Annotated in this window: 32 protein-coding genes; 20 read left to right on the top strand and 12 right to left on the bottom strand. The window is 64.2% G+C overall.

All coding sequences use genetic code 11. The features are described from left to right. Window position 1: 1 nt before the first annotated feature. From AC3WLE_RS26755 to AC3WLE_RS26735, 5 genes are read right to left on the bottom strand one after another with little or no spacing between them, the layout of a single operon-like run. Entirely contained in the window at window positions 2-634 is a 633-nt protein-coding gene (locus tag AC3WLE_RS26755; protein WP_492356619.1) for a phage head morphogenesis protein, read from the bottom strand. Beyond that, window positions 585-2,156, bottom strand: a complete 1,572-nt coding sequence (locus tag AC3WLE_RS26750) for a DUF1073 domain-containing protein (protein ID WP_492356620.1) — start codon at window positions 2,154-2,156, stop codon at window positions 585-587. Before AC3WLE_RS26750 ends, AC3WLE_RS26755 begins: the two co-directional genes overlap by 50 nt. Then, window positions 2,153-3,658, bottom strand: coding sequence for a phage terminase large subunit (gene terL, locus AC3WLE_RS26745; protein WP_492356658.1), 1,506 nt, complete (start codon window positions 3,656-3,658; stop codon window positions 2,153-2,155). Before terL ends, AC3WLE_RS26750 begins: the two co-directional genes overlap by 4 nt. Next, the gene (locus AC3WLE_RS26740) at window positions 3,654-4,064 is read right to left on the bottom strand and encodes a hypothetical protein (protein ID WP_492356621.1); all 411 of its coding nucleotides are present in this window, start codon (window positions 4,062-4,064) and stop codon (window positions 3,654-3,656) included. The genes terL and AC3WLE_RS26740 overlap by 5 nt, the downstream gene beginning before the upstream one ends. Before the next feature lie 10 nt (window positions 4,065-4,074). Continuing rightward, window positions 4,075-5,454, bottom strand: coding sequence for a DNA methyltransferase (locus AC3WLE_RS26735; protein WP_492356622.1), 1,380 nt, complete (start codon window positions 5,452-5,454; stop codon window positions 4,075-4,077). A 126-nt stretch (window positions 5,455-5,580) separates the two neighbouring features. Between AC3WLE_RS26735 and AC3WLE_RS26730 the strand changes: the two genes are divergently transcribed. After that, on the top strand, window positions 5,581-6,027 hold the full coding sequence (locus tag AC3WLE_RS26730) for a hypothetical protein (RefSeq protein ID WP_492356623.1): 447 nt from the start codon (window positions 5,581-5,583) through the stop codon (window positions 6,025-6,027). A gap of 92 nt (window positions 6,028-6,119) precedes the next feature. On the opposite strand, the gene AC3WLE_RS26725 is transcribed toward AC3WLE_RS26730, so the two are convergent. The 6 genes from AC3WLE_RS26725 to AC3WLE_RS26700 form a co-directional block, all read right to left on the bottom strand. After that, window positions 6,120-6,722, bottom strand: a complete 603-nt coding sequence (locus AC3WLE_RS26725) for a DNA-binding protein (protein WP_492356624.1) — start codon at window positions 6,720-6,722, stop codon at window positions 6,120-6,122. A gap of 24 nt (window positions 6,723-6,746) precedes the next feature. Beyond that, window positions 6,747-7,217, bottom strand: a complete 471-nt coding sequence (locus tag AC3WLE_RS26720) for a RusA family crossover junction endodeoxyribonuclease (protein WP_492356625.1) — start codon at window positions 7,215-7,217, stop codon at window positions 6,747-6,749. Beyond that, window positions 7,214-8,242, bottom strand: a complete 1,029-nt coding sequence (locus AC3WLE_RS26715) for a YdaU family protein (RefSeq protein WP_492356626.1) — start codon at window positions 8,240-8,242, stop codon at window positions 7,214-7,216. Before AC3WLE_RS26715 ends, AC3WLE_RS26720 begins: the two co-directional genes overlap by 4 nt. Then, window positions 8,239-9,345, bottom strand: a complete 1,107-nt coding sequence (locus AC3WLE_RS26710) for a DNA-methyltransferase (RefSeq protein WP_492356627.1) — start codon at window positions 9,343-9,345, stop codon at window positions 8,239-8,241. Before AC3WLE_RS26710 ends, AC3WLE_RS26715 begins: the two co-directional genes overlap by 4 nt. 79 nt (window positions 9,346-9,424) lie before the next feature. Next, entirely contained in the window at window positions 9,425-9,691 is a 267-nt protein-coding gene (locus AC3WLE_RS26705) for a CII family transcriptional regulator (RefSeq protein WP_092307189.1), read from the bottom strand. A gap of 276 nt (window positions 9,692-9,967) precedes the next feature. Continuing rightward, a complete protein-coding gene (locus tag AC3WLE_RS26700; protein ID WP_492356628.1) occupies window positions 9,968-10,270 on the bottom strand; it encodes a transcriptional regulator in 303 nt (100 codons plus the stop codon). A gap of 103 nt (window positions 10,271-10,373) precedes the next feature. Between AC3WLE_RS26700 and AC3WLE_RS26695 the strand changes: the two genes are divergently transcribed. The 19 genes from AC3WLE_RS26695 (at window position 10,374) to AC3WLE_RS26605 (ending at window position 21,025) form a co-directional block, all read left to right on the top strand. Beyond that, window positions 10,374-11,561, top strand: coding sequence for a helix-turn-helix domain-containing protein (locus AC3WLE_RS26695; protein WP_492356629.1), 1,188 nt, complete (start codon window positions 10,374-10,376; stop codon window positions 11,559-11,561). A 115-nt stretch (window positions 11,562-11,676) separates the two neighbouring features. After that, the gene (locus tag AC3WLE_RS26690) at window positions 11,677-12,123 is read left to right on the top strand and encodes a hypothetical protein (protein ID WP_492356630.1); all 447 of its coding nucleotides are present in this window, start codon (window positions 11,677-11,679) and stop codon (window positions 12,121-12,123) included. Continuing rightward, window positions 12,035-12,553, top strand: a complete 519-nt coding sequence (locus AC3WLE_RS26685; protein WP_492363602.1) for a helix-turn-helix domain-containing protein — start codon at window positions 12,035-12,037, stop codon at window positions 12,551-12,553. The genes AC3WLE_RS26690 and AC3WLE_RS26685 overlap by 89 nt, the downstream gene beginning before the upstream one ends. Further along, the gene (locus AC3WLE_RS26680) at window positions 12,550-13,008 is read left to right on the top strand and encodes a DUF6941 family protein (RefSeq protein ID WP_492356632.1); all 459 of its coding nucleotides are present in this window, start codon (window positions 12,550-12,552) and stop codon (window positions 13,006-13,008) included. Before AC3WLE_RS26685 ends, AC3WLE_RS26680 begins: the two co-directional genes overlap by 4 nt. Before the next feature lie 228 nt (window positions 13,009-13,236). Continuing rightward, window positions 13,237-13,515: a hypothetical protein gene (locus AC3WLE_RS26675; protein WP_492356633.1), complete on the top strand. Its 279-nt coding sequence runs from the start codon at window positions 13,237-13,239 to the stop codon at window positions 13,513-13,515. An 8-nt stretch (window positions 13,516-13,523) separates the two neighbouring features. Further along, entirely contained in the window at window positions 13,524-13,757 is a 234-nt protein-coding gene (locus AC3WLE_RS26670) for a hypothetical protein (protein ID WP_492356634.1), read from the top strand. Continuing rightward, the gene (locus AC3WLE_RS26665) at window positions 13,754-13,909 is read left to right on the top strand and encodes a hypothetical protein (RefSeq protein ID WP_492356635.1); all 156 of its coding nucleotides are present in this window, start codon (window positions 13,754-13,756) and stop codon (window positions 13,907-13,909) included. Before AC3WLE_RS26670 ends, AC3WLE_RS26665 begins: the two co-directional genes overlap by 4 nt. A gap of 120 nt (window positions 13,910-14,029) precedes the next feature. Then, window positions 14,030-14,824, top strand: a complete 795-nt coding sequence (locus tag AC3WLE_RS26660; protein ID WP_492356636.1) for a RecB family exonuclease — start codon at window positions 14,030-14,032, stop codon at window positions 14,822-14,824. Window positions 14,825-14,868: 44 nt separating this feature from the next. Then, window positions 14,869-16,023 carry a hypothetical protein gene (locus tag AC3WLE_RS26655; protein WP_492356637.1) on the top strand — a complete coding sequence of 385 codons (1,155 nt, stop codon included), beginning with the start codon at window positions 14,869-14,871 and terminating at the stop codon, window positions 16,021-16,023. 11 nt (window positions 16,024-16,034) lie between these two features. Then, window positions 16,035-16,712, top strand: coding sequence for a DNA translocase FtsK (locus AC3WLE_RS26650; protein ID WP_492356638.1), 678 nt, complete (start codon window positions 16,035-16,037; stop codon window positions 16,710-16,712). Continuing rightward, window positions 16,709-18,451 carry an AAA family ATPase gene (locus AC3WLE_RS26645; RefSeq protein WP_492356639.1) on the top strand — a complete coding sequence of 581 codons (1,743 nt, stop codon included), beginning with the start codon at window positions 16,709-16,711 and terminating at the stop codon, window positions 18,449-18,451. The genes AC3WLE_RS26650 and AC3WLE_RS26645 overlap by 4 nt, the downstream gene beginning before the upstream one ends. Continuing rightward, entirely contained in the window at window positions 18,451-18,633 is a 183-nt protein-coding gene (locus AC3WLE_RS26640) for a hypothetical protein (RefSeq protein ID WP_492356640.1), read from the top strand. The genes AC3WLE_RS26645 and AC3WLE_RS26640 overlap by 1 nt, the downstream gene beginning before the upstream one ends. Next, window positions 18,630-18,833 carry a helix-turn-helix transcriptional regulator gene (locus AC3WLE_RS26635; protein WP_492319759.1) on the top strand — a complete coding sequence of 68 codons (204 nt, stop codon included), beginning with the start codon at window positions 18,630-18,632 and terminating at the stop codon, window positions 18,831-18,833. The genes AC3WLE_RS26640 and AC3WLE_RS26635 overlap by 4 nt, the downstream gene beginning before the upstream one ends. Beyond that, on the top strand, window positions 18,833-19,093 hold the full coding sequence (locus AC3WLE_RS26630) for a hypothetical protein (RefSeq protein WP_492356641.1): 261 nt from the start codon (window positions 18,833-18,835) through the stop codon (window positions 19,091-19,093). The genes AC3WLE_RS26635 and AC3WLE_RS26630 overlap by 1 nt, the downstream gene beginning before the upstream one ends. A gap of 1 nt (window position 19,094) precedes the next feature. Then, window positions 19,095-19,319 carry a hypothetical protein gene (locus AC3WLE_RS26625; protein ID WP_492356642.1) on the top strand — a complete coding sequence of 75 codons (225 nt, stop codon included), beginning with the start codon at window positions 19,095-19,097 and terminating at the stop codon, window positions 19,317-19,319. After that, window positions 19,316-19,897 carry a hypothetical protein gene (locus AC3WLE_RS26620; protein ID WP_492356643.1) on the top strand — a complete coding sequence of 194 codons (582 nt, stop codon included), beginning with the start codon at window positions 19,316-19,318 and terminating at the stop codon, window positions 19,895-19,897. The genes AC3WLE_RS26625 and AC3WLE_RS26620 overlap by 4 nt, the downstream gene beginning before the upstream one ends. After that, the gene (locus AC3WLE_RS26615; RefSeq protein WP_492356644.1) at window positions 19,894-20,094 is read left to right on the top strand and encodes a hypothetical protein; all 201 of its coding nucleotides are present in this window, start codon (window positions 19,894-19,896) and stop codon (window positions 20,092-20,094) included. The genes AC3WLE_RS26620 and AC3WLE_RS26615 overlap by 4 nt, the downstream gene beginning before the upstream one ends. Next, the gene (locus tag AC3WLE_RS26610; protein ID WP_492356645.1) at window positions 20,091-20,768 is read left to right on the top strand and encodes an HNH endonuclease signature motif containing protein; all 678 of its coding nucleotides are present in this window, start codon (window positions 20,091-20,093) and stop codon (window positions 20,766-20,768) included. Before AC3WLE_RS26615 ends, AC3WLE_RS26610 begins: the two co-directional genes overlap by 4 nt. Further along, window positions 20,765-21,025 (top strand): hypothetical protein, encoded by a 261-nt coding sequence (locus AC3WLE_RS26605; protein ID WP_492356646.1) that lies wholly within the window; start codon window positions 20,765-20,767, stop codon window positions 21,023-21,025. Before AC3WLE_RS26610 ends, AC3WLE_RS26605 begins: the two co-directional genes overlap by 4 nt. A gap of 19 nt (window positions 21,026-21,044) precedes the next feature. On the opposite strand, the gene AC3WLE_RS26600 is transcribed toward AC3WLE_RS26605, so the two are convergent. After that, entirely contained in the window at window positions 21,045-21,305 is a 261-nt protein-coding gene (locus AC3WLE_RS26600; RefSeq protein ID WP_492356647.1) for a DUF1488 family protein, read from the bottom strand. Window positions 21,306-21,332: the final 27 nt, after the last annotated feature.

The following is a 21,332-nucleotide window of genomic DNA, read 5'->3' as shown; positions in this document are numbered from 1 at the left end:
ATCAGTCCTCGGGAATCACAGGTTCGGGGTAGCAGCGGCAGTTCGGGAACTGCCCGGCATGCCCGGTCATGCCGTCAAGCGTCGGCGGGTCGTCCCAGGCCACGAACTTGCCTTCCATCTTCTTGTGCGACTCGCGCACGTCGCCGTCGCCAGAGGTGCGCCAGAAGTAGCCGGGCGAGCCGACATGCAGCGCGCGGGCCTCGGTCAGCGTCGACGCGGTCCGCGCCACTTCCGTCCGGGCAATCAGGTCGGCGCGGCTCTTCGCCACATCCCCCGACGCCTGAATGGCCTTGGAGATCTCGGCGGCCCGGGTGCTGTCTTCCAGCCCCTCGATCGTCAGCCGGTGCACGCGCTCGGCCGCCTCCAACGGAATGGACTTGATCAGCCCGACCTGCTCAGCCATCAGCGCGCGCATCGTTGCGCCGGTCGGCGCCGTCCGGATCTCCAACTGCAGCGCGCGGGACATCTCCTGCGCCTGTGTCATCCAGGCCTGCTCGTCACGCCGGTTGACGTCGGCCAGCATGCGCGCCGCGGTGGCCTCCGCCCACGGTGTCAGTGCCTCGGCGTAGCGGCGCAGCAGCTGCTCAATCGTCGGCGCTGCGGCGGGATCGCCAGGCGGAAAGCCATTGACCAACGCGCCCACCTGCTTGGCGACGTGGCGCAGCTGAGTCCCGTACTGCCTTTCCGGTCCGGCCAGGCGAACCGGATTCTTCCGGCTTTTCTTGCGGTCCGTCGTTCGGGTCATCAGCATCGGGCAGTTCCATCTCAGGGGTCGGCGGCGGGGCGTTCTCGGCTTCCTCGATCTGCTCGTCCGTGATGCTGGTGTAGATGCCGGTCACGTGGCTGGACTGGCGCAGTTCCTTCATGCCCGTGGCCGTGTCGATCAGGCCCGAGTCGAGCGCACCGGTCACCGCCTCGGTCACCGTCTTGGCGTTCTGGGCTTTCTCGGTGTCGGACAGCTGCCACAGCGATTTGAACGAATAGGCGAACCCCTCAGGCAGGGCGCGGCCCAGTACGGACCGGCCGAGGACTTCCATCAAGTGGGTCACCGGGCTGCGCAGCTGGCGTTCCTGCTTCTGGTTGATGCCGTCGTAGTACGTCCGGATGTCGCTCTCGCCGGTGCTGTTGAGCCCGGCCGGCGACTGGCCGAACAGGCGCACCAGCGGGATCTGCGACGCGCCGGACAGCTGCTGGCCGAACTGCATCAGGACGTTGTCCAGGCCGGAAAACTGGTACGTGTCGGTCTGCATGTCGTCGGCCGCGTCAACGAGCGTCAAGCCTTCGTTGGACTGGAACCGGCGGATCATGTCCACGTTCTTGATCAGCGCCTCAAGCGCCGGACCGCCCATGGCGATGATCTCGCGCAGCTTTTCCACCTTCAGCGTGCGCAAGTGGGCCTTGTAGACCAGCTGCGCGGCGCCCACGGTGGTGCTGTCGAACGCCACCAGCCGGTCAATCAGCCGCTCGATGACCGACTGCCCCCACAGGTTCTCGCTGACCTTCTGCCAGTATGGCAGCTCGACACCGTCGATCCGCAGCACGCGGCTGTAATGGATGCGCTGGCGCCGCAGCGCGATGCTGTCGTCGACCACGTCGTAGTAGCGCGGCATGCCCATGTCCGGGCCCAGCTCGGTGACTAGGTCGTTCAGGGTTGGCTGTACCAGCCAGCGGTCCAGCACGAATAGGCCCTTGAACTGGTCTTTCCCGACAGACTCGGGCCGCAGCGGCGTGGACGGGTGCTGGCCATCGATCAGCATCACTGCGATCGCGCCGCCGTACAGCCGCCCCCACTTGATGGTGTCGCAGATGCGGTCCCACAGCGCCATACGCTCGATGGCGGCGTTCAGCTTGTCCTTGTCATCCGGGGCCAAGTCCGATCCGATCTCGATGCCGGCGCGGGTCATGTCCTCGGCGACCACGTCCACAACCTGGCCGACCACCCAGGACGACCGGTACATGGCTTCCATCTGCACGCGGTTGCGCGAGATGAAGTCGAAGCCGTAGCTGTACTGGCTCGCCTGGTTGTTCGTGCCTAGGCCGACGCGCGCCTCGAAATTCTGGAAGCTGTCGCCGCTGATCCAGCGCTTGGCGCCCGCGGACGCGGCCACGTTGGCCTTGTGCGCCCGTTGCTGCGCTTTGCGTTGGTTACGGTTCATTGCTGTCCGAGTTTGGTCCAGATGTCCATCGAGCGGCCGCCGGCCAGCATGTCGTTGATCGCATCCACCATTGGATCGATCTGGTCATCGTGCGCGTGGGTGTCGTCAGGGGTGAAGGCGTCGCATTCCTGCGTGAAATCGCTGACCCACTCCGCCGCCTCGGGGATCATGACCAGGCCGGCGTCGATATAGCTGACCACGTCCATAACGCGTACCAGCTTGTCGCGATGCCGCTCGATCCCTTCGACGGGGATGGTCCCCGACGCCTGGATGTCTTGAATCAGCCCGGTGCCGCTGGCCTTGTCCTCGACGCGCATCTTCACCAGCGCGGCGCCGAAGTGGAAGTCGTACGGCAGGTGCTTGTTCCAGAAGTCGATGGCCTTCTGCCGCAGCTCGGGCGCCGGCCACTTCCCGCGGATCTGGTCCAGCAGGTAGATCCGACCGTTCTTCCCGTGCCCCCAGCACTGCAGCACGCTGTAGTCGTTCCGCTCGGCGGTCTTCTGCGCCGTGTCGGCATAGATGACGCGCTTGTGCAGCTCTGGCGCCACCGAGTAGCGCCCGAAGTTGGCACTGCGGATGATGCCGCCGCCCAGCGGGCTGGGGCGCTGCATGTATTGCCCGCTGAACACATACCGGTCAGCCTTCTCACTGGCCAGCATGTCGTCGAGCGGTTCTTTGTAGGGCCAGTAGCTGAATCGCCCGTCTGCATCCTTCTCGCCCAGTTCGACCATCGCGCGGATGCGCTCGGGCAGCGCTTCGACGTATTCGTCGGTGATCAGCGCCGGGATCTCGATGAATTCCCAGTCGCCCGGCACCTTGCCGGCCTTGATGAAGCCCGTCGGGTCTTCCTCAGCCAGCCGCTGCATGATCACGATGATCGGCGTGTCCGGGTTGGCCTTCCGGCTCTTCACCGTGGACAGCAGCTTGCGGTTCGCCTTGTCGCGGTTCGGCTTGCTGTATGCGTCCTCGACCTTCAGCGGGTCATCGATGATGATGGCGCCCTGCCACCCCTCGGTCATGTGCCCCGCGCGGAAGCCGGTGATCTGCCCCCCCAGCGACACGGCGTACACACCACCCGCCTTCTTGCCGTCGGCGATGACGTTCCAGCGCTTCTTCGACTTCGCGTCCGGCGCGATCGCTAGCGGCCACAGCGCCTGGAACTCGTCCGACTGGACGATTTCGCGCGCCGTCTCGCTGTTCAGCAGCGCCAGGTCATCCGAATATGAGATGTGCAGGAACCGCGCGCGCGGGTTCACCGCCAGGCCCCGCGCGATCAGGTTGATCGCCACCAGCTCGGTCTTCGACGAGCCCGGCGGCACGTTGATGACGACGTTCTTCAGCTCGCCATCGATGACACGCTGCACCGTGTCCGCGACCAGCACGTGGTGCCAGTTGACGCGGAACTTGATGCCCTGCCGGTGCTTGAAGAAGTACCGGCTGAAGAACAGGTGGTCGCGTTCGCATTTCGCCTTCAGGACGGCCCGCTCGATGGCAGGGTCAATACTCGTCCTCGAGCTTGGCGACGGCGGCTACGACCTCTTTTTCATCGACGACAGTGGTTCGTTGCTCGACCGGCCCGCCGTCTTCCCCTGTCAGCTCGATGCGCTTCGGCGTTTCCCTCCATCCAGCCTGGGTCTTCAGCCAGAAGATCGCCGCGGTGACCGCGCCCTTGCCGGTGCCGGTGGCTTGCTTGAACAGGGCCTGCGCCACCAGGGCGTTTGTCTTGTCCTTCGCGGTGTCCAGCTCGGCGCGGAAATGCGCGCGCAGCGTCTTGGCCGTCAGCGGCTTACCGGTCTGCGGGTTAATCACTTGGCTGGCGATGTACTCATGCGGCGCGCCGAAGCCGGCGAGCGAGGCCACCAGCCTGCGGTCAGCGTCGGTCGGCTGGAATGGTTTGCGTCCCGCCATGGTGAAACTCTCAGTCCTCGGCTTCCGGGAACAGGTCGTCCGACACGTCCACGTCGCCGCAGGCGGCCACCGCCCGCTTCCAGTCGCCCTTGACGAACACCAGCACGTTCTGGTGAGTCTTGCCCAGCTTCCGGCTCGCCGCGAACTGCTTGCCGGCCCGGATGGGCAGGCTGCCGTATGCGGTAAGCAGGATGGCCTCGTTGTACAGCTGCGCACCGGCGTCGAGAAAGGCCTCGATGGTGTCGGCCACGAAGTTGCGGTAGGCGCCAGTGCCACGCTTCTCACGCACGTCGCCGACCACAAAGCAGGCAAAGCGGTCTGGCTTGAGCTGGCCGACGGCGCCCGCGACCACCTCGCGGTAGGCCGTCAGGAAGGCCGGATAGTCCATCGTGGACAGATCGGCCGGATCGTCCGAGTAGCGTTCCAGGTCCGCGTAAGGCGGGCACGAGAACACGAAATCGGCCTCGACATCGGCCAGGCGCCGCCCAATCTGCCGGCTGTCGCCGACGTGCCAGGCGGGCGCCGGGTCTTCCGGCCGCAGCAGGCCCAGTTGGCCGCGGTTGGCCTCGACCTGTTCGGGCCGCAGCTCCATGCCCACGTACTGCCGGCCCAGCCGCGCCGCGACGATGCCGCGCACGCTGCCGCCGGCGAATGGGTCCAGCACCAGGCCGCCGGCAGGGCAGAACCAGCGGTAGGCCAGCTCGCACAGCACCGGGTCAAACACGCTGGTCCTGTGCTGCGTGGCCGGGCGGCCTGCCTTCTGGTGCTCAGACGCCGACGCGTACGCCGGTGCGTCGCGGCCCAGCTCCGACTGGATGCCCAGCGCCAGCCAGGCCTTCTTGCGGTCCTGCCACGCCGCGTCGCGTGCGTTGAGCGTGCTGAACGGCGGCACCATGAACCGGTCGGCCAGCGACTGGCCACCACCACCGCCGGCGCCGGGTGGCTGAGGGTCGAGCAGTTCGGCCAGCTCGTCGGAGTCGAAGCCTGTCAGCGCCAGGTCGAAGCCGGCGTCGCGCAGGTCCAGCAGCTCGCCGGCCAGCAGGTCAACGTCCCAGCCGGCGTTCTCGGCCAGCTTGTTGTCGGCCAGGATGTAGGCGCGCCGCTCGTCCGCCGACAGGTGCGACAGGTCGACCGTGGGCACCTCGCCCGGCACCGGGCAGTTGGCGATGGTCTCGCCGTCGGCCCACAGCTGCGTGGCCGCTTCCAGCCGGCCGTGACCAGCCAGCAGTTCATCGCCCGCGGTCAGCGCCGGGTTGGTCCAGCCGAACTGCCGCAGCGACGCCTTGATCTGCTCGATCTGGGCGGCGCTGTGCGTCCGCGCATTCCGCTCGTATCGCACCAGGTCGCTCGCCGCGCGGTAGCGGATGGCGAGCTTATCGGCCTTTTTCATACGCGGTAGAAATGCGGTAACAACAAAGAACGGCGCGCTAGCGCTGCGAAACAAAGATTCTTATTGACCGAATAAGACATCTTATTCATACTTAAGGTGCCTTAACAAAAAACAAGGGTCTTTAAGATGAAAAAGAAGGTCAACACCAAGGACGTTCTGGCAATCGCAGCTTTGTCGGACACAGCGGCTGGTTTCCTGGAGAGCCTTGCCGACCGCACGCAAAACCGGAAGGTCACAGCCGTGGAGTCCGTCATGGCGAGTCAGAAGGCACCGCGGCGAGAGGTGATCGAAATGTTCAAGGCCATGGACGAAGCAGGTCTTGGCACGTTCATAGTCGGTCGGCGAAATCAGCGGTCTCGATTCCAATGGACGACTCGAATGATCGACGTTGGCCAGGCTGCGATCGGGGAAACTGAGGAAATCGAGGAACTCGATGACAACGAGCTGTCCTTTGGAGACTTCGAGGACGAGCTGGACGAAGCTGAGATCCGCTCTCTACGCGACGCCTCCATTGACGAGATTGTCAAAGAATTGAAGGCTCGTGGAGCCCAAACCGTCCAAATTCAGTTCTGAACGCTGAAGCAAAAAGCCCGCTTGCGCGGGCTCTTGACGTAGTTCGGAGGTGTATCGAATTGAGGCGATTTTTGTGCATGAAATGCACAATGTCAAGCCACTTCTTCGATTTTCACCATCGCGGCCGCCTTCAGCCGGATGTCGATGGCCGTCCAGGCGACCGACTCAACCCCGGGCGCGGCCATCAATCCGCGCTTCTTCTCGCCCTCGATCCAGACCTTCAGCTTCATGTTGTGAGCGCTGACCGTGTTGCGGTGCGCGCCGCAGTCTTCCGCGATCTGCTGCAGGTCGATCCGGACGCCGAAAATCTTCTCGAGGATCGAGCGCCGCACGCGGTAGTGCGAGAACGAGCCGGACAGCTGCTGCATGGCGCGGTCGGTCAGCCAGACGATGGCCGCTTCCCATTCCGGGTTGGGGCGCCGTGCTGCGCAGCACGGCCGGCCGCAGTCGCAGAGGATGTCCCGCGGCGCACAGCGCGCGGTGAGCACTGCCTGGTGGAGCTCGGGCAGCATGCTCAGTTCGTTGCGGATCATGCCGGCCTGCGCGGCGCCGTCGACGCCAATCAGTCCCTTCCCTGAGCCGATAGCCGGCGTCATGGCCTTGTTCATCGCCGAGGCCTGGTACTGCTGGCCCGAGTAGTTGAACGCGAACACCAGCGCCGCGTGCGAGCTGTCGAAGAGGCGTTCTTCCGTCATGTTTTCCCCCGTCAAATTCATTCCTCACGCCGCCTGCAGCGGCAGTTGTTCCACGATGACGCGCACGCCCGGCGTCGTGCCGTAGCGCTTGCTGATGCGGTACTCGACCGCCTGGGCGTCGTCGATCCACACGATGCCGTTCATGCCGTCCTTGACGGCCTTGAGCACGTTGTCGGCGTCGGGCTTCTTGGTCGCGGCGACCTCGCCGGCCTCGGCCAGCTGCTGGCGCTTCTTGGACCAACTGGCCGGGATCTGCAGCCGGATGTCCAGCGTCAGCTCGACCGGGCCGTCGAACGGCGGGCGGCCGGACATGGCGTCTTGGGCGGCCAGCTTGACCAGGTTCTCGTAGCTGGCCGTCTTCTCCGGCGTGTAGGTCCGCACGAAGGCGCCCTGGCGCGCGAACTTGGGCCGGCCCTTGGCCACCGGCTGGCCGGGAACGGTGAACGCCACGCGGCGCAGCACGGGCTTGGGTTGGTCGAAAAGCGATTGCGTCATGCTGCCACCTGCCCCGGCGCGACGCCGTACATGAGCCGGTACACGCGCTCGAACTCGTTGGGGTTCATCCGCTCGGCCTTGCTGACCTCGCGCTCGATGCGGTGCTGCTCGCCGGAATCGCGAATGACCCGCAGCCGGAACCAGAACCACGCCTCGCCGTCCTGCTGCGGTGGGATGCCCAGTTCGCTGGCCTTGGCCTGCACGCCCTCAGTAGTCTCGTCCCAAGCCGCCGCGGTGCCGCCGCCCTGCCCTGGCGCATTGGCCTCGTCGATGAACGGCTCAAGGAAGCCCGGGTTCACCGCCGCTGGATCCCCGTCGGCCGCCCTTCGCGCGCACGCGAGGGCATGAGCCCGGAGCAACACTGGCAGCGCGATGTGCCGGGCCTCAAGCCGGAGCAACGCCTCGTGCGCGCGCGAGGACAGCCGCAACGTCCTGCCCCGCTCGGCCTCGAGCAGCACCAGCTGTTCGCCGATCGCGTCAGCGGAAAGCGGCGGCGAATCGGAGTTATCCACAGGCTCTACCCCCTGTGAATCACCTACGCCGCCGCTATAGCTTTTGTTTTTATGTATCTGTGATTGTGACGGTCTATCGTTTTGCCATGTCTCAGACGATGGGTCTGCCATACCATTTGCTATGCCATTTGCCATAGCATTTGCTATCGGTTTGTCATCAGGTTTGCCACCCTCTTTGCCCCATCGTTTGGCAGCGCCTTGCTTGCCGGCCTCGCGCCGTTTGTTACTGATCAGGCCCGCCTTCGAGCGCTCTTCCTCTGCACGCTTCTGGACCAAGCGCCCATCTTCGGAGTGGAACAGCGAGCGGATCTTGGGGGCGTGCTTGCGCCACTGCGCCAACGACAGCTTCGCGATCGTCGCCAGCTCTTCGTCGTCATCCAGCGGCGGTCCGTTGCGCCAGTAGTCCATCAGGATCAGCAGGTAGGCGCCATGCTGCTCGGTGGTCAGCCGCGACGTGTCGGCCAGGTAGTCGCCTATGTACAGCGGCATCCAGGTGTCGTTCTTCTTGCTCATGCTGCTACCTCGAGGACCAGGCCCGGCTGGCGCGTCCGCTCAGCCTGCAAGGCGATGTAGTCCGGATTCAACTCTGCGCCGAGCCAGCGGCGGCCCAGACGTTGCGCGACGCTGGCCACAGTTCCGGAACCCATGAACGGATCGAAGACGATGTCGCCTGCTCGAGATCCCGCCAGGATGCAGGGCTCGACCAGCGCTTCCGGGAAGGTGGCGAAGTGGGCGCCGCTGTACGACTGCGTGGCGATCGTCCAGACGCTGCGCTTGTTCCGCATCTCGGTGATCGCGCGGAAGGCCTCCCGGCCGGGCAGATCGTTCGTCTTCCCATCGAAGTCGCCTCGCTTTGCGCTCTCGCGCACTTTGTGGGCGTAGGCTTGGAGGCCTGCCTTTGTCCGATGTCGGTCGTCGCCAGCCTCGTAGGCGGCTTGCCCCTTTGCCGGGTTGACGTTGCCTGGCACTCGCACGCGCGCCTTCGGTTCGGCGTCGTAGCCGTGACCAAAGCCGACGCCCGTGGGCGTGGGCCCATACGTGGCAGGCTCTTTGATGGCGTCCGCGTCGAAGTAATACCGCTCGCTGCGGGTCATCAGGAACAGATATTCATGGGCCTTGGTGCAGCGGTCGCGCACGCTCTCGGGCATCGGGTTGGGCTTGTGCCAGATGATGTCCTGACGCAGCCACCAGCCGGCATCCTGCAGCGCGAAGGCAAGGCGCCAAGGCTGGCCGACCAAGTCTTTCGGTTTGAGGCCCGCTTCCTGGCCAGCCTTGCGATTCGACAGACAGATGGCGGCCTTGCCGCGCTGACGGTTGATGAACTGTGCACCGGTCATGGGGCCGGTCGGGCCGGCGTTACTGGCGTAGCTGTCGCCCATGTTCAGCCAGAGGGTGCCATCGTCAGCCAGCAGTTGACGGCACAGGTCAAACACCTCGACCATGTTGTCGAGGAACCCGCGCAGGGTCGGCTCCTGTCCGATCTGTCCCGCGTGGCCGTAGTCGCGTAGGCCCCAGTACGGCGGGCTGGTCACGATGCACTGCACGCGTACCCCGGCGGCGATCAGGTCGCGCATGACCTCGCGGCAGTCGCCCTGGTAGCAGTGGTCGACCTTCATGTCACGAACCCCCACACGATCGAGCCGATCACCGACACGAACATCAGCGCCGCGGCCCCGACGGTAATCACCTCGTCCATCACGCGACCTCCAGGCCTTTCCGGGCCAGCGTGCGCAGCGCCTGGTATTCCTCGCGCGGCAGGCAAACCATGCTGTCGTCGCCGGGCGCGACGACGTCCAGCTCGAGCACGTCGAACAGCTGGCAGAACTCGGCGAAAGTCAGCCGGTGGCCGCTGTTGTTCAGGAACCGGGAGAAGTTGGTCGGCTCGACGCCGATGCGCTCGGCCACCTTCTTCTGGGTGAGCGGAGCAACACGGTTCAGCACCATGGATTCCAGGCTAGGCATGTGATGCTCCCAAGTGCTCAATGAGGTTCATACGATTCACCCAACGAAACAAGACAGCCGGCGCGCTGGCCGGCGAGAAGAAGAAAATGGGAAACGGATGCCACCACCGCTTGCCACTCAGGCAAGCAGCACGCCGCGCTATGCCGCGTCGGCTTCGGCCAGATGTCGCCCTCTGCGGACTGCGCAGCATGGCAATTCCCCCGGTTGGGCTATCGCCCTTCTTTTGTGCCCGGCGAGCCAAGCGGCGCGCCAAAGGTCTTGGTGCCTGGGTCGCCTTCAGGCGGCCTCAGGGTGAGATTCATGGGCGTCAGCCTTCGGCTTCCCACCCTTCCGCGCCCCGCGATCAGCCGGCGAATCGCGCGACGAGCGCACGAACCCCCAGTCAACCTTGTCGTTCAGCTCTTCGCAGGTCACCTGCCCGCCGGTAATCAGCTCGATCTTCGGGCAGTGCTCGGCTGGGACCTGCCGTCCCTCATCCAACCATTGGTGCACCGCGCCTCTGGTGACGCCCAGCGCCTTCGCCAACTTCTCATAGCCGCCTGCCAGTGCAGCAGCTCGCTTTACGGGGTGATCGCTCATGATTCCGAATCCGGTTCAAGTTTTCGATAAGTATAGAACTTCTAGACACCATGGTAAAGAAAACGTAGACCATACCTGTTTAGATTTTCTGTACCATCGCGCGATGGAAATGAAGTCCTGGATTCGTCTCGCTCGCAAGAAGGCTGGCCTCACGCAGGAGCAGCTGGCGGAGACGCTCGGCCTCACGAAGGGCAACGTGTCGGCATGGGAAAACGGCCGGCACGAAGCCAGCTTTGCGCAGCTCAGCGCGATCGCAGAGTTAAGCGGTTTGCCCATTGGCCAGGACGCACCCACCTCCGTCCAGGGCGCTGGAACCCTAGTGGCCTGGCAAAAAGAGGATGCGGACCGCCTCCGTGACCTCTTCACCCAGCACCGCGGCCGGCTCAGCATCGAAGAGTTCAGCCGCCGCTATGAGATTGGCCAGCAGATTAATCAGTACCTGGCCGGCCAAATCCCTCTCACCATGAAGGTCGCCCAGGGCTTCGCGAGGGGCCTGGGCGTCGATCTCGAAGCGATCAGCCCGAGGCTAGCCGATGAGCTGCGCCGCCCGAGTTCCGAGCCAAGCATCCTCACGCCCTTGGCGCCCGGCATGGAGCGCGGCAGCTCACCCGCAGAGCGCTTGCAGATCGTTCTGGTGGAACAACATCTGGACGTGCATGCTCTTGCCGCGCTGCTAGGGGTCGAGACGGCCGTCGTGCGATCCTGGTTGGAGCCGGACGCGCCGAAGTTGCAGCTTCACCATGCGGTGAAGTTGCAAGAGAACTACGGGTACAGCCCGGCCTGGCTGATCAACGGCAAGGGCGCACCGCAGCTGTCGAATCCCCAGGAGGCCGAGCTAGACGAGCCCAGCCTGCCCTTTGACATCGTCCATATCCCATCAAGCAGCTACAGGCGCATTCCAGTGGTTGGCATGGCTCAGCTCGGCGACAACGGGCACTTCTCCGACATCGAATACCCCGTGGGCCACGGTGACGGCTTCCTGGTGTTTCCCACCATGGACCCGGACGCCTACGGCTTGCGCTGCAACGGCGATTCGATGCGGCCTCGCGTTAAGCACAACGAATTCGTCGTGGTGGAGCCGAACCACGCTGTGACAAACGGCGACGAGGTCTTGGTGAAGTCTCAGGACGGCCGCGTCATGGTCAAGGAGTTGGCCTATGTGCGCGACGGTGTGGTGCACCTCTCGTCAGTCAACGAGCGGCACGGCATGGTCCGCATCCCGCAGGAGCAGATCGAGCGCCTGCAGTACGTCGCGGGCATCGTAAAATCGTCGGCTTGGCGGCCCGACTAGTCTCAAGACTCACCCGAACGCTCTGGACGCAAAGCGAACAGAGAGATAGCGGAAACGTCACAAAAGTCATCACCGCTTTCACTTTCGGCCCACCACTTATATACTGCGTGATATAGTGACAGCTCTCTACGATGGGGACCACATCCAGGACGACCTAGATCTGTTGCGCAACTCGCCTGCAACTGCAGCCGACGCGGACAGACTGGACGCATTCCTCTCTGAGCTTGCTGGCGATGAAACTGCTCTCCGGCAGATGACCGAGTGGTCCATCGAGCGGACTTATCCCGACCCTATTTTTAACGTCAAGGCTATCGTTGAACTGCAACAGGAAGGCTTCAATATCTACCGAATCCGTGGATTGCGCGCCTTAGGCAGTTATCGAATTCTTTACGCTTACCATCCTAAGCCGAGCGAGGACTGTTTGTACGCGCTTGCCGTGGTGAAAAAGAAGCCGCAGGGGATGGCATATAGCCATGAGTACTACGACTATGAGCGAAATCATCCTATTACCTTGCGAGTACTCGAAGAGTACGACGGCATCGGGATACCACGCATTCGCTAGTGGCACCGGAACGCAACCTTCCGGCACGACTGAGCTTCCAATAAATCTGACAGTTATTGTTCGACCCGAAGCAGTTCGCTCACCGCTTACTGGCAGATTGCCCCGTAATATTGCAGCCGCGCAACGCGAGGCTGTAGATCCCGCGTACCGCGCCAGAATGGCTGAAGCTCGGAAGAGTCTTGCGAACGAGATCTACTCTGAAAGAGCGATCACGCTAGCCGGATTGCGTATGAAGCGAGGGTATTCCCAGCAGCAACTTGCTGACCTGGTCGGCACAAGCCAGTCCCACATTGCCAAAATCGAAAGTGGTCGAATAAAAGTTTACTTACATACGGCCTCGAAGATAGCCAGTGCCCTGGGAATTAGCCTAGATGATATTGCGAACATCATACAAACAGAACAGCCCACAATGAGCGGACAAGAATCATGACTAGACTTGCGTTCTCTCAGTTCTGCGACGATATAAGGTTCGAAGTTGGAAATAAGGTTTCCGCCATCGGGATGTATGGTGGTGAGCTTTACCTTCCCCAAATTCCGGCCACGCTCCCAAAGCTCTGCATCCTTGCATACGCCTTCACTTCAAGGACCGAGCCATTTAAGACGCTTGGGTTCAAAATTACGCTTGGTACGCAGTTAGTGCAGGAGCAAAACCTGCCAGAAGAAGTGCTTTCTCAGATCATTGCAGACATCCAGTCAAGAGATGACCCAGAAGATCCCTTCACTCGGCTGGCAATCACGTCTCAAGTTGTCTTGTCACCTCTGAATATCCCAGAAGAGGCAAATCTGAAAGTAGTGTTCGTAGCAGATGGAGAAGAGCTTCCTGCAGGCCGCCTGAAAATCCGGCGCCTTATGCAGCCATCCGACGCCATCAAGACTCAATCCTGAGGATTGGCACCAGGCCCGCCTCGGCGGGTTTTTATTGCCCGCACCACACACCGCAGCCGCCCTTGAGGCGGCTTTTTTGCGTCTGTGCGGTCCGAAGTTACTTCAGCTGCTGCCGACGAAGTATAGGCTCACTGAACATTTGTATAGATTGCCTTGACTTCTATTGTCTAGCGTTTCTATACTTATCTCCACGCCGCTGACGTTCGCAGCGGTTCGCTGGAGACAGAGATGCCAAACGCCGTTCCCCCTGCAGCCGCCTATCAGCGCGCGTTCGAAGCGCAGCAACGCGCCGGCGGCGGCCATGCCCTGCCGGCAGTGCGCGAGATCAGCCGCACGATGTACGGCAATCCGCACTTCGAGTTCCGCGGCACCGACGAAGACCAGGTCTACGCCGCCGCTCTCGACCGCAAGAACCTGATCGACCCGCACCGCTCGCCGAGCGTGGTGGGCCGCTACTGGGAAGGCCTCGACTACGTCGTCGTGGTCCGCGCCTACGGTCTGGAGTGAGGCGAGCCATGACCCCGACTCAAGCCGCTATCCGCCAGGCAGCCGCAGACAGCTCGCGCGCCGAGCTGCTGCGTGAGCTGCAAGCCGCGCACCTGATCATCCGCAACGCCCTGAACCTGATGTCGACCAGCCAGATGGTCTGGGGCGAACGCAACGCTCGCGACGGCGTCGACGGCGATGGAATCACCCGCGCCTTCGAGCGCGAGGCCGTCATCGCACGCGTCACCGGGGCCGCAGCATGAAGCGCCGCCCCACCCTCGCCCGCGCCATTGGGCAGCTGATCTGCCTGTGGCTCGTCTCCACCGCCGCCCTGGCCGCCGTGTTCTGCGTCTACGCCGCAGCAACGGATGAGCCGGTCCTGGTCCATCCCACCTCGTTCCGGAAGACCACATGAACCCCGAAATCACCTGGGAGGCCTGGCTGCGCCTGCAGCACGCCGCGGGCTTCCGCCCCACCGGCCGCTGGCTCGCCAGCGGTGAACCCGAGCTGACCCGCATCCACTGAGACCACCACCATGAACATCGTGACCATCCGCGCCAGCTCGCTGGCCGAACTCTTCGACTGCCCGGCGCGCTGGGAAGCGAAGCACATCCTGGGCATGCGCATGCCGTCCGGCGCCGCCGCGCACCTGGGCACCGCCGTGCACGCCAGCACCGGCCTGTTCGACCAGGCCACGCTCGATGGCGCACCCATCACCGCCGACGACGCCGCCGGCGTGCTGGTCGACACGATCCGCGACAAGAACGCCGAAGTGGACTGGGACGACACCGACCCGGCCGCCGCCGAGCGCATCGGCCTGGCGCTGCATGCCCGCTACTGCGCCGAGATCGCCCCGCGCCAGCGCTACGTCGGCGTCGAGGTTGCCTGCGAGCGTCTGGAGATCCCGGAGCTGGGGCTGGCCCTGACCGGCACCACCGACCGCGTGCGCACCACCGAGGCAGGTTTCGGGATCTCTGACCTGAAGACCGGCGGGCGCGCCGTGGGCACCGACGGCACCGCGGTGACCGCCGGCCACGGCCCGCAGCTGGGCGTCTACGAGCTGCTGGCGGAACACGCCCTGGGCGTGCCCATCAGCGCGCCGGCGCAGATCGTCGGCCTGAACACCGGCAAGACCGCCGCGGCACAGCGCGTCGGTACCGGCGAAATCGAATCGCCGCGCGCGGCACTGCTGGGCACCGAAGAACAGCCGGGCCTGCTGCAGCACGCATCCCGCCTCATCCATTCCGGCGCCTTTTACGGCAACGGCAAATCCGTCCTGTGCTCGGCGAAGTACTGCCCGCGGCACGCCACCTGCCCATACAAGTCCTGACCACAAATTTCGGAATTTCGAAACTTCGAAAAGAGACCACCACCATGACCGCAACCGCAACCCTCGAAAAAATGCGCTCGCCCGCCGTGCGCGAAGCCGCTCCCGTCGTGACCATGGGCTTCGGCACTTCGCAGTCGTTCGAACTGATGCAACGCGCCGCCAACCTGCTGGCGTCGTCCACCCTGGTCCCCGCGGCCTACCGCAAGGTGATCGAGAAGCTGGACAAATACGGCAACGTCAAAGAATCGCGCGAGAACCCGAATGCTCTTGCCAACGCCGTCGTGGCACTGAACATGGCCCAGCGTATGGGCGCTGACCCCCTGATGGTGATGCAGAACCTCTACATCGTCGAAGGCCGCCCCTCCTGGTCGTCGCAGTGGATCATCGCCGCGGTGAACGGCTGCGGCCGCTTCTCGCCGCTGCGCTTCGACATCAAGGCGTTGGGCGAGAAGACCGTCGAGCGTGTCGAGACTGTCTGGGAGAACGGCAACCGCAACGTGGTCACGAAGAAGGTGACCATCCTCGACAAGGTATGCGTGGCCTGGGCCATCGAGAAGGAAACCGGCGAGCGCATCGAGTCGCCCTCGGTATCGATCGAGATGGCCGTCAAGGAAGGCTGGTACACGAAGAACGGCAGCAAGTGGCAGACCATGGACGAGGTCATGCTGCGCTACCGCACCGCCAGCTTCTTCGGGAAGCTCTACGCGCCCGAGCTGCTGATGGGCCTGCAATCTGTCGAAGAGGCGCAGGACATCATCGATCTGCACCCGGACGGCTCGTACACGGTGGCCAGCACGTCAGTCGACGAACTGCGCGGTGGCGCCCGCGCGGCAGCGGCCCAGCCCGCGCAGCCGGCCGAGGTCGTCGAGCGCAAGACCGCGCCGGCGCAGACCGCCTCCTCCGAGGTCGAAAAACCGGAAGTCGATACCGCGGATGCACCGGCCGGCGAGCCGGTGCCGGGCGACAACACCGACGCCGGCGACGCCCCCACGTTCCAGGACGTGAACCGCGAGCTGCTGCAGGCCTCGTCGATCGAGGACCTGGACTACGCCCGCAGCCTGATCAAGCAGCTGTCGGACGAAACGCAGAAGGCGACGCTCAACCAGGTCGCCGCGCGCCGCATGCGCGAACTGGCACCGTCTGATGAACCCCCCGCGCAGCCGGCCCGCCGCACCCGCGCGCCGATCAACGCTGACTGAGGCCGAGACCCATGGACAAATTCCGATTCATGGGTCGCGCGACCATCCTGCACCTCAACACCCGCAAGGAAGGGCCCGAGGATGCGCAGGAGCTTGCGCTCGACCTGAAGCTCAAGACTGTGGCCGACCACAACGTCATGCGGTTCTTCGATGAGCTGCTGTCCAACTTCGTCTTCCTTTCGAACGGCGCCGTGCGCAACAAGATCATGGGCCCCGTCACCTACGGCCATGAGCTGGAGAGCTACCGGCTGGACATGGTCAGCAGCACGTTCTTTGGCGTGCGCGTCAAAAAGTTCGCTTTGGAGCCCAAGGACGGATTCAAGGTGACCGTGACGTTCTCGGTGTCGCTCAAGCCCAGCGGCGACGAGGTGGCGCGAATCGCGGAGTTCCTGCAGGACGAAATCGAGCTGTGCCTGGTGCCGAGTGACAGCGAGCTCGACTTTGGAGCAGGCGCCGAATCCAGCTACGTCTACGCAGAAAGGGGTTCGGAAGATGAACTCTATCCCGCCGCACGCGAGCTGGTCATCGAACACCGCCGCGCGTCGATCTCCTTGGTCCAGCGCCATCTGCGCATCGGCTACAACCGCGCGGCTCGCCTGATAGAGGCAATGGAAGTCAACGGCATCGTCTCGGCACCCGACAACGAGGGCAACCGCCACCTGGTGGCATCCGAAGGGGCAACAGCATGAAGCTCACCCACATCCACGCCCGCAACTTTCTCGGCATCCGGGCAGCCGACATCAGCCCGGTCACGCCGGTGACCCTGATCTGTGGCCCGAACGGCGCCGGCAAGTCCAGCATCCAGGAAGCCGTGCGCATGGCGCTGGCTGGTGAGAGCGTGCGCGTCAGCCTCAAGAAGGAATACAGCCAGCTGCTGCACGACGGAACCGAATCGGGATCGATTGTGATTTCCACGGGCCCCCAGTCCAACAGCGTCGCCCTCCCCTCCGGCAAAGTCACGCAGGGCATCCCGGCCGACCCGCGGCTGCCATTCGTGCTGGACGCCCAGCGCTTCGCCCAGCTGGACGTCAAAGAACGCCGCGCCTTCCTGTTCGACCTGATGGGCATCAAGATCGGTACCGATCAGGTGCGCGAGCGCTTGGTGGCGCGCGGCTGCGATGCAAAGAAGACCGAAGCCGTGCTGCCGCTGGTGCGTGCCGGCTTCGACGCCGCTGCCAAGGAAGCGCAGACCAAGGCCACCGCCGCGAAGGGCGCCTGGCGTGCAATCACCAACGAGACCTACGGCAGCGTCAAGGCCGCCGACTGGATCGCACCCGCGCCAGCCGGCGGCCCCGCCCCGGAAGACCTGGCCGCCACGATCGCCGAATGCGAGGCCGATATTGCCGACGCCAGTGCATCGGCTGGCGACCTGCAGCGGCAGCTGGGCGAGATCGACGCCGCGGCGCGCCAGCGCGCGCACCGTGAGCGCCAGATCTCCGACTTGTCGGCCAAGGCTGCTCAGCTGCCTAAGGCGCAGGAATCGGTTGAGCGGGCACAGGCAGAGTTGGACGCCTTCCGCCCCAAGGTCGAGGCGCTGCGGGCCGCTGCCGGCGGCAAGGTGGCCGGCATGCCCTGCAGCTGCCCCGAGTGCGGCGCCATGCTGCTCTTCCTGGCCGGCCAGCTGGCGAAGTACGAGCCGACCCAGGCCGACCCCGAAGCGGCGGCACGCCTGCCCGAGTACGAACGCAGCCTGAACGTCCTGGCGAACGCCCTGAAGAGCCGCACGGCCGAGCGCGACGCAGCCGACGCCGCAGCCAAGCAGCTTGCCCTGCTGCGCAAGGACGCCGCGGCGGATACCGGTGACGCCGACGGCGAGCTGCGCGCCAAGATCGAAAGCGAGCTCAGCATCCTGCAATCCGCTATCGGCAAGGTTGGCGAAGAGCTCGAAGCCGCGCGCGCCGCGCGCCGGGCCATCGCCCAGGCCGCCGAGCAGACGGCCAAGGCCGCCCAGCACCACGCCGACGTTATCGCGTGGGAAGCGCTGGCCGAGGCGTTCGGGCCCAGCGGTATCCCGGCCGAGCTGCTGTCCGAGGCACTGGACCCCATCAACGAGCGCCTGGCCGCCGCGGCAGTCGAGTCCGAATGGATGCGCATCGGCATCGGCGCCGACATGGCGATCACGGGCGACGGTGGCCGGCCTTATGCCCTGTTCTCCGAATCGGAGAAGTGGCGCGCCGACGCCCTGCTGGCCGAATCCATCTCGCGCCTGACCGGCATGCGCCTGCTGGTGCTGGACCGCGCTGACGTCCTGATCGGCGCAGAGCGCGACCGGCTGTTCTGGTGGCTGGACGACCTGTCAGCGGCGGGCGAGATCGACACGGCCCTGGTCTTCATGAGCCTCAAGGCGCCGCCCGGGCAGCTGCCTGAGTCCATCACCGCCTACTGGATCGAGGACCACCAGGTCGGAAGCATCAGGGAGGCCGCGTGATGGTCAGCACCACCACCATGATCCAGCGTCTGGAAGGTCTACTGGGAACCAAGGACCTCAGCGCCTGGGAACAACAGTTTGTGCGCAGCCTCGCGCAACGCATGCACGCCGGCGAGGTGACGAAGCTCACCGGCAACCAGGTCGAGAAGCTCGATGAACTGCATGGGAGGCATTTCTCATGAACACCCAACCGCAGCGCCGAATCATCCGGCTGCCCGAGGTCACTGAGCGTGTCGGCCTGGGCAAGACCGCCATCTACGAGCGGATCAAAGAACACACCTTCCCCGCGCCCATCAAGCTGGGCCGGGCCAGCGGCTGGATCGAGGAAGAGGTCCAGAAGTGGGTGGATGAGCAAATCATCGCCACGCGCGGGGGCCACTGATGCACGCCCTCTCCGTCCTTGCCACCGACGCCGACCTGCGCCGGCAGCTGATGGCAGCCCAGCATGCCGCCGCGCACGCCGAAGAGGCGCTGACGGTCTGTCGCCAGGCACACGCCGTGATGACGCTGCAGATCGCACAGCTGGAAAAGCTGGCGCACGAGCTCAAGCGCGCCGCGGTGAAGCACCCGCACCAGCCCCTGTCGCGCTGGGTGAAGTTCGGGCCGATGGCCTCTTTCCTCGAATCGATCAAGGATCACTGAGATGAGCTACCAGAACATCATCGGCCGAGCACAGGCGTGGAAGGATGACGCAGACGGTCCATACACCGCCAGCGACGTCATCGTGTACGTCAGCGATGACAGCGATAGCGGGCCGGAATACGTTGAGATCGCGGCCCAGATTGGTACGAAGCGCGAGCGTCTGTTCCTGACGGTCGATGCTGAAGCGCTGCTGTTGGCCCTGTACCGTGTGAGGAGCGAAAGGTGAGCGAACAGATTAACCACACCGCCCTACTCGCCATCGTGCACGAAGAAGCCGGCCGTACCTTGTCGCGCGACGATTTCGATCTGTGCATGCGCATCGCCAAGCGCGCCGCGCTCTTCAATCGAGAAGCGCCAGAAGGCTGTGTCTATGTCAAGACAGAGCTGCTGACTGAGTACAACGCGCTGAAGCAGGAAAAGCTCGCTACGCCAGCCGCAGCCAGCGAACTGCAGGCCAACGGTTTACGCGAGGCCGCCGGGAAAGTCGCGCGCGCCTGGGAGACTGCCAACAGCCCGACCACTCTCGCGCTGGCGATGGATGAGGCGATCCCTGCCTTGCAGGCAACGCTGTCTCACATCTCGTCGCCAGTTCGGACCGTGCACGCTGCGCCGCAATGCCATGTGCCGGAGCTGACCAGCATCGTGATCAACGACGCATGCTGGAAGTTCATCGAGGCGATGCCGCACCAACTGCCTGGGCCGATCTTCAATGGCCTGAAGCCAGCGCTTTACTCGGCCATCTGCCATGTGCTCGCCGCCACGCCACCCGCTACAGGCGCAGACGATGCGAGGGATGCGAAATGAGCGCCAACATCGTAAGCGACAAGAGGAAGGCGCAAGTGCGCAAGCATGCGCAACTGGCACAGGTGTGCGTTTGCGGGAAGGAATGCCGAGGGAACGGCGGGTGGAGCAGCCATAAGCGTGCCTGCCAACAATGGAAGGATGCGCGCAAGGCCGCTGACGACCGCACCGTGCTGCGCACCAGCAAAGGGGGCGAATGATGCGACGCCCATGGCAACCGCATGAGCTTGAGGCCGTGCGCCAGCTATACCCAAATTCCAAGACCTGCGATCTGGCCGCAGCTCTGGGCCGTACCGTCGCCACGGTGTACCGCCTTGCCGACGAGCTCGGCGTCCGCAAGTCTGAGGAGTTCTTTGCCAGCCCCGCGTCGGGGCGCCTTGATGGTGTGCGCGGCAACGGCTCCCGGTTTCGCAAGGGGCAGCCCGGCTGGAATACTGGCCTGAAGGGCTGGAAGGCCGGCGGCCGGAGCGCCGAGACCCAATTCAAAAAGGGCCGGCCGCCCGAGATGTCGCACAACTATCAGCCGATCGGAACCGAGCGCATCAATAGGGATGGCTACCTCGAGCGCAAAGTCACTGACGACCCCAACATCGTCCCGGTGCGCCGCTGGGTTGCGGTGCATCGCCTGGTGTGGGAAGCGGCAAACGGCCCCATCCCGACTGGTCACGCGGTGACGTTTCGCCCTGGGCGCAGAACCACCGACGCAGCGCTGATCACAGATGACGCCCTGGAGCTCGTCAGCCGCGCCGAGCTGGCGCGCCGCAACCACCCCAAGAACAAATCACCTGAGCTGGCCAAGCTGGTGCAGCTCAAGGGCGCCATAGCGCGTCAGGTCAACCGAATTTCCCGCGAAGCGAAGGAGAAGCAGTCATGAGCTCGAACAACATCAGCACTGTCCGCCAGCATCTGCTTGACACCCTGGCCGACCTCCGCAACCGCGATAACCCGATGGACGTAGAACGCGCCCGGGCCGTGGCCGATGTCGCCCGGGTCGTCGTGGACAGCGCTAAGGTTGAGGTGGACTACCTGAAGGTCACCGGCCAGAGCAGCGCCGATTTTCTCGATGCCCAGCAGGCGAGCGACGCCCTGCCACCTGGCATCACCGGCATTCGCCGGCACGTGCTCAAGTGATGACCGCCTCCGCCTCTGGTCAGCCGAAGTCGGACGATCGCAGAACTATGACGGCGTTGCTGGGAACGCCATGCTTCTGTTCGGCAGCTTGCGCGATTGCATCGAAGTGATCACGAAATGCCTTGAGCATTGCCTCGCTGAGATCTCTGCCACCAGCGCTGAAGTGATCCTCCAACGCTTCGCGGCTGATGCAGAAGGATTGATTCCAGCCCCTGACCAACAATTGGAAATTGACGCCGACATCATCGTCGGCAACTCGAACAGCGACTGGGTATGCCATGCCCGTCCCTCCTTTTAGTATCACGGA

The sequence above is a fragment of the Cupriavidus sp. FW306-1B-F12B genome (assembly GCF_058781795.1).
Note: the sequence above shows the minus strand (reverse complement) of the source record. Positions and strands in the feature narration are given on the sequence as shown.

What these genes read in the sequence shown, in the direction of transcription:
- AC3WLE_RS26660 (WP_492356636.1), top strand. Translation starts at nt 14,030, where the DNA reads ATGAACATCGTGACCATCCGCGCCAGCTCGCTGGCCGAACTCTTCGAC.
- AC3WLE_RS26650 (WP_492356638.1), top strand. Translation starts at nt 16,035, where the DNA reads ATGGACAAATTCCGATTCATGGGTCGCGCGACCATCCTGCACCTCAAC.
- AC3WLE_RS26635 (WP_492319759.1), top strand. Translation starts at nt 18,630, where the DNA reads ATGAACACCCAACCGCAGCGCCGAATCATCCGGCTGCCCGAGGTCACT.
- AC3WLE_RS26625 (WP_492356642.1), top strand. Translation starts at nt 19,095, where the DNA reads ATGAGCTACCAGAACATCATCGGCCGAGCACAGGCGTGGAAGGATGAC.
- AC3WLE_RS26725 (WP_492356624.1), bottom strand. Translation starts at nt 6,722, where the DNA reads ATGACGGAAGAACGCCTCTTCGACAGCTCGCACGCGGCGCTGGTGTTC.
- AC3WLE_RS26720 (WP_492356625.1), bottom strand. Translation starts at nt 7,217, where the DNA reads ATGACGCAATCGCTTTTCGACCAACCCAAGCCCGTGCTGCGCCGCGTG.
- AC3WLE_RS26640 (WP_492356640.1), top strand. Translation starts at nt 18,451, where the DNA reads ATGGTCAGCACCACCACCATGATCCAGCGTCTGGAAGGTCTACTGGGA.
- AC3WLE_RS26700 (WP_492356628.1), bottom strand. Translation starts at nt 10,270, where the DNA reads ATGAGCGATCACCCCGTAAAGCGAGCTGCTGCACTGGCAGGCGGCTAT.
- AC3WLE_RS26735 (WP_492356622.1), bottom strand. Translation starts at nt 5,454, where the DNA reads ATGAAAAAGGCCGATAAGCTCGCCATCCGCTACCGCGCGGCGAGCGAC.
- AC3WLE_RS26630 (WP_492356641.1), top strand. Translation starts at nt 18,833, where the DNA reads ATGCACGCCCTCTCCGTCCTTGCCACCGACGCCGACCTGCGCCGGCAG.
- AC3WLE_RS26685 (WP_492363602.1), top strand. Translation starts at nt 12,035, where the DNA reads ATGAGTACTACGACTATGAGCGAAATCATCCTATTACCTTGCGAGTAC.
- AC3WLE_RS26675 (WP_492356633.1), top strand. Translation starts at nt 13,237, where the DNA reads ATGCCAAACGCCGTTCCCCCTGCAGCCGCCTATCAGCGCGCGTTCGAA.
- AC3WLE_RS26710 (WP_492356627.1), bottom strand. Translation starts at nt 9,345, where the DNA reads ATGAAGGTCGACCACTGCTACCAGGGCGACTGCCGCGAGGTCATGCGC.
- AC3WLE_RS26600 (WP_492356647.1), bottom strand. Translation starts at nt 21,305, where the DNA reads ATGGCATACCCAGTCGCTGTTCGAGTTGCCGACGATGATGTCGGCGTC.
- AC3WLE_RS26695 (WP_492356629.1), top strand. Translation starts at nt 10,374, where the DNA reads ATGGAAATGAAGTCCTGGATTCGTCTCGCTCGCAAGAAGGCTGGCCTC.
- AC3WLE_RS26705 (WP_092307189.1), bottom strand. Translation starts at nt 9,691, where the DNA reads ATGCCTAGCCTGGAATCCATGGTGCTGAACCGTGTTGCTCCGCTCACC.
- AC3WLE_RS26610 (WP_492356645.1), top strand. Translation starts at nt 20,091, where the DNA reads ATGATGCGACGCCCATGGCAACCGCATGAGCTTGAGGCCGTGCGCCAG.
- AC3WLE_RS26645 (WP_492356639.1), top strand. Translation starts at nt 16,709, where the DNA reads ATGAAGCTCACCCACATCCACGCCCGCAACTTTCTCGGCATCCGGGCA.
- AC3WLE_RS26680 (WP_492356632.1), top strand. Translation starts at nt 12,550, where the DNA reads ATGACTAGACTTGCGTTCTCTCAGTTCTGCGACGATATAAGGTTCGAA.
- AC3WLE_RS26655 (WP_492356637.1), top strand. Translation starts at nt 14,869, where the DNA reads ATGACCGCAACCGCAACCCTCGAAAAAATGCGCTCGCCCGCCGTGCGC.
- AC3WLE_RS26605 (WP_492356646.1), top strand. Translation starts at nt 20,765, where the DNA reads ATGAGCTCGAACAACATCAGCACTGTCCGCCAGCATCTGCTTGACACC.
- AC3WLE_RS26615 (WP_492356644.1), top strand. Translation starts at nt 19,894, where the DNA reads ATGAGCGCCAACATCGTAAGCGACAAGAGGAAGGCGCAAGTGCGCAAG.
- AC3WLE_RS26665 (WP_492356635.1), top strand. Translation starts at nt 13,754, where the DNA reads ATGAAGCGCCGCCCCACCCTCGCCCGCGCCATTGGGCAGCTGATCTGC.
- AC3WLE_RS26730 (WP_492356623.1), top strand. Translation starts at nt 5,581, where the DNA reads ATGAAAAAGAAGGTCAACACCAAGGACGTTCTGGCAATCGCAGCTTTG.
- AC3WLE_RS26670 (WP_492356634.1), top strand. Translation starts at nt 13,524, where the DNA reads ATGACCCCGACTCAAGCCGCTATCCGCCAGGCAGCCGCAGACAGCTCG.
- AC3WLE_RS26740 (WP_492356621.1), bottom strand. Translation starts at nt 4,064, where the DNA reads ATGGCGGGACGCAAACCATTCCAGCCGACCGACGCTGACCGCAGGCTG.
- AC3WLE_RS26750 (WP_492356620.1), bottom strand. Translation starts at nt 2,156, where the DNA reads ATGAACCGTAACCAACGCAAAGCGCAGCAACGGGCGCACAAGGCCAAC.
- AC3WLE_RS26715 (WP_492356626.1), bottom strand. Translation starts at nt 8,242, where the DNA reads ATGAGCAAGAAGAACGACACCTGGATGCCGCTGTACATAGGCGACTAC.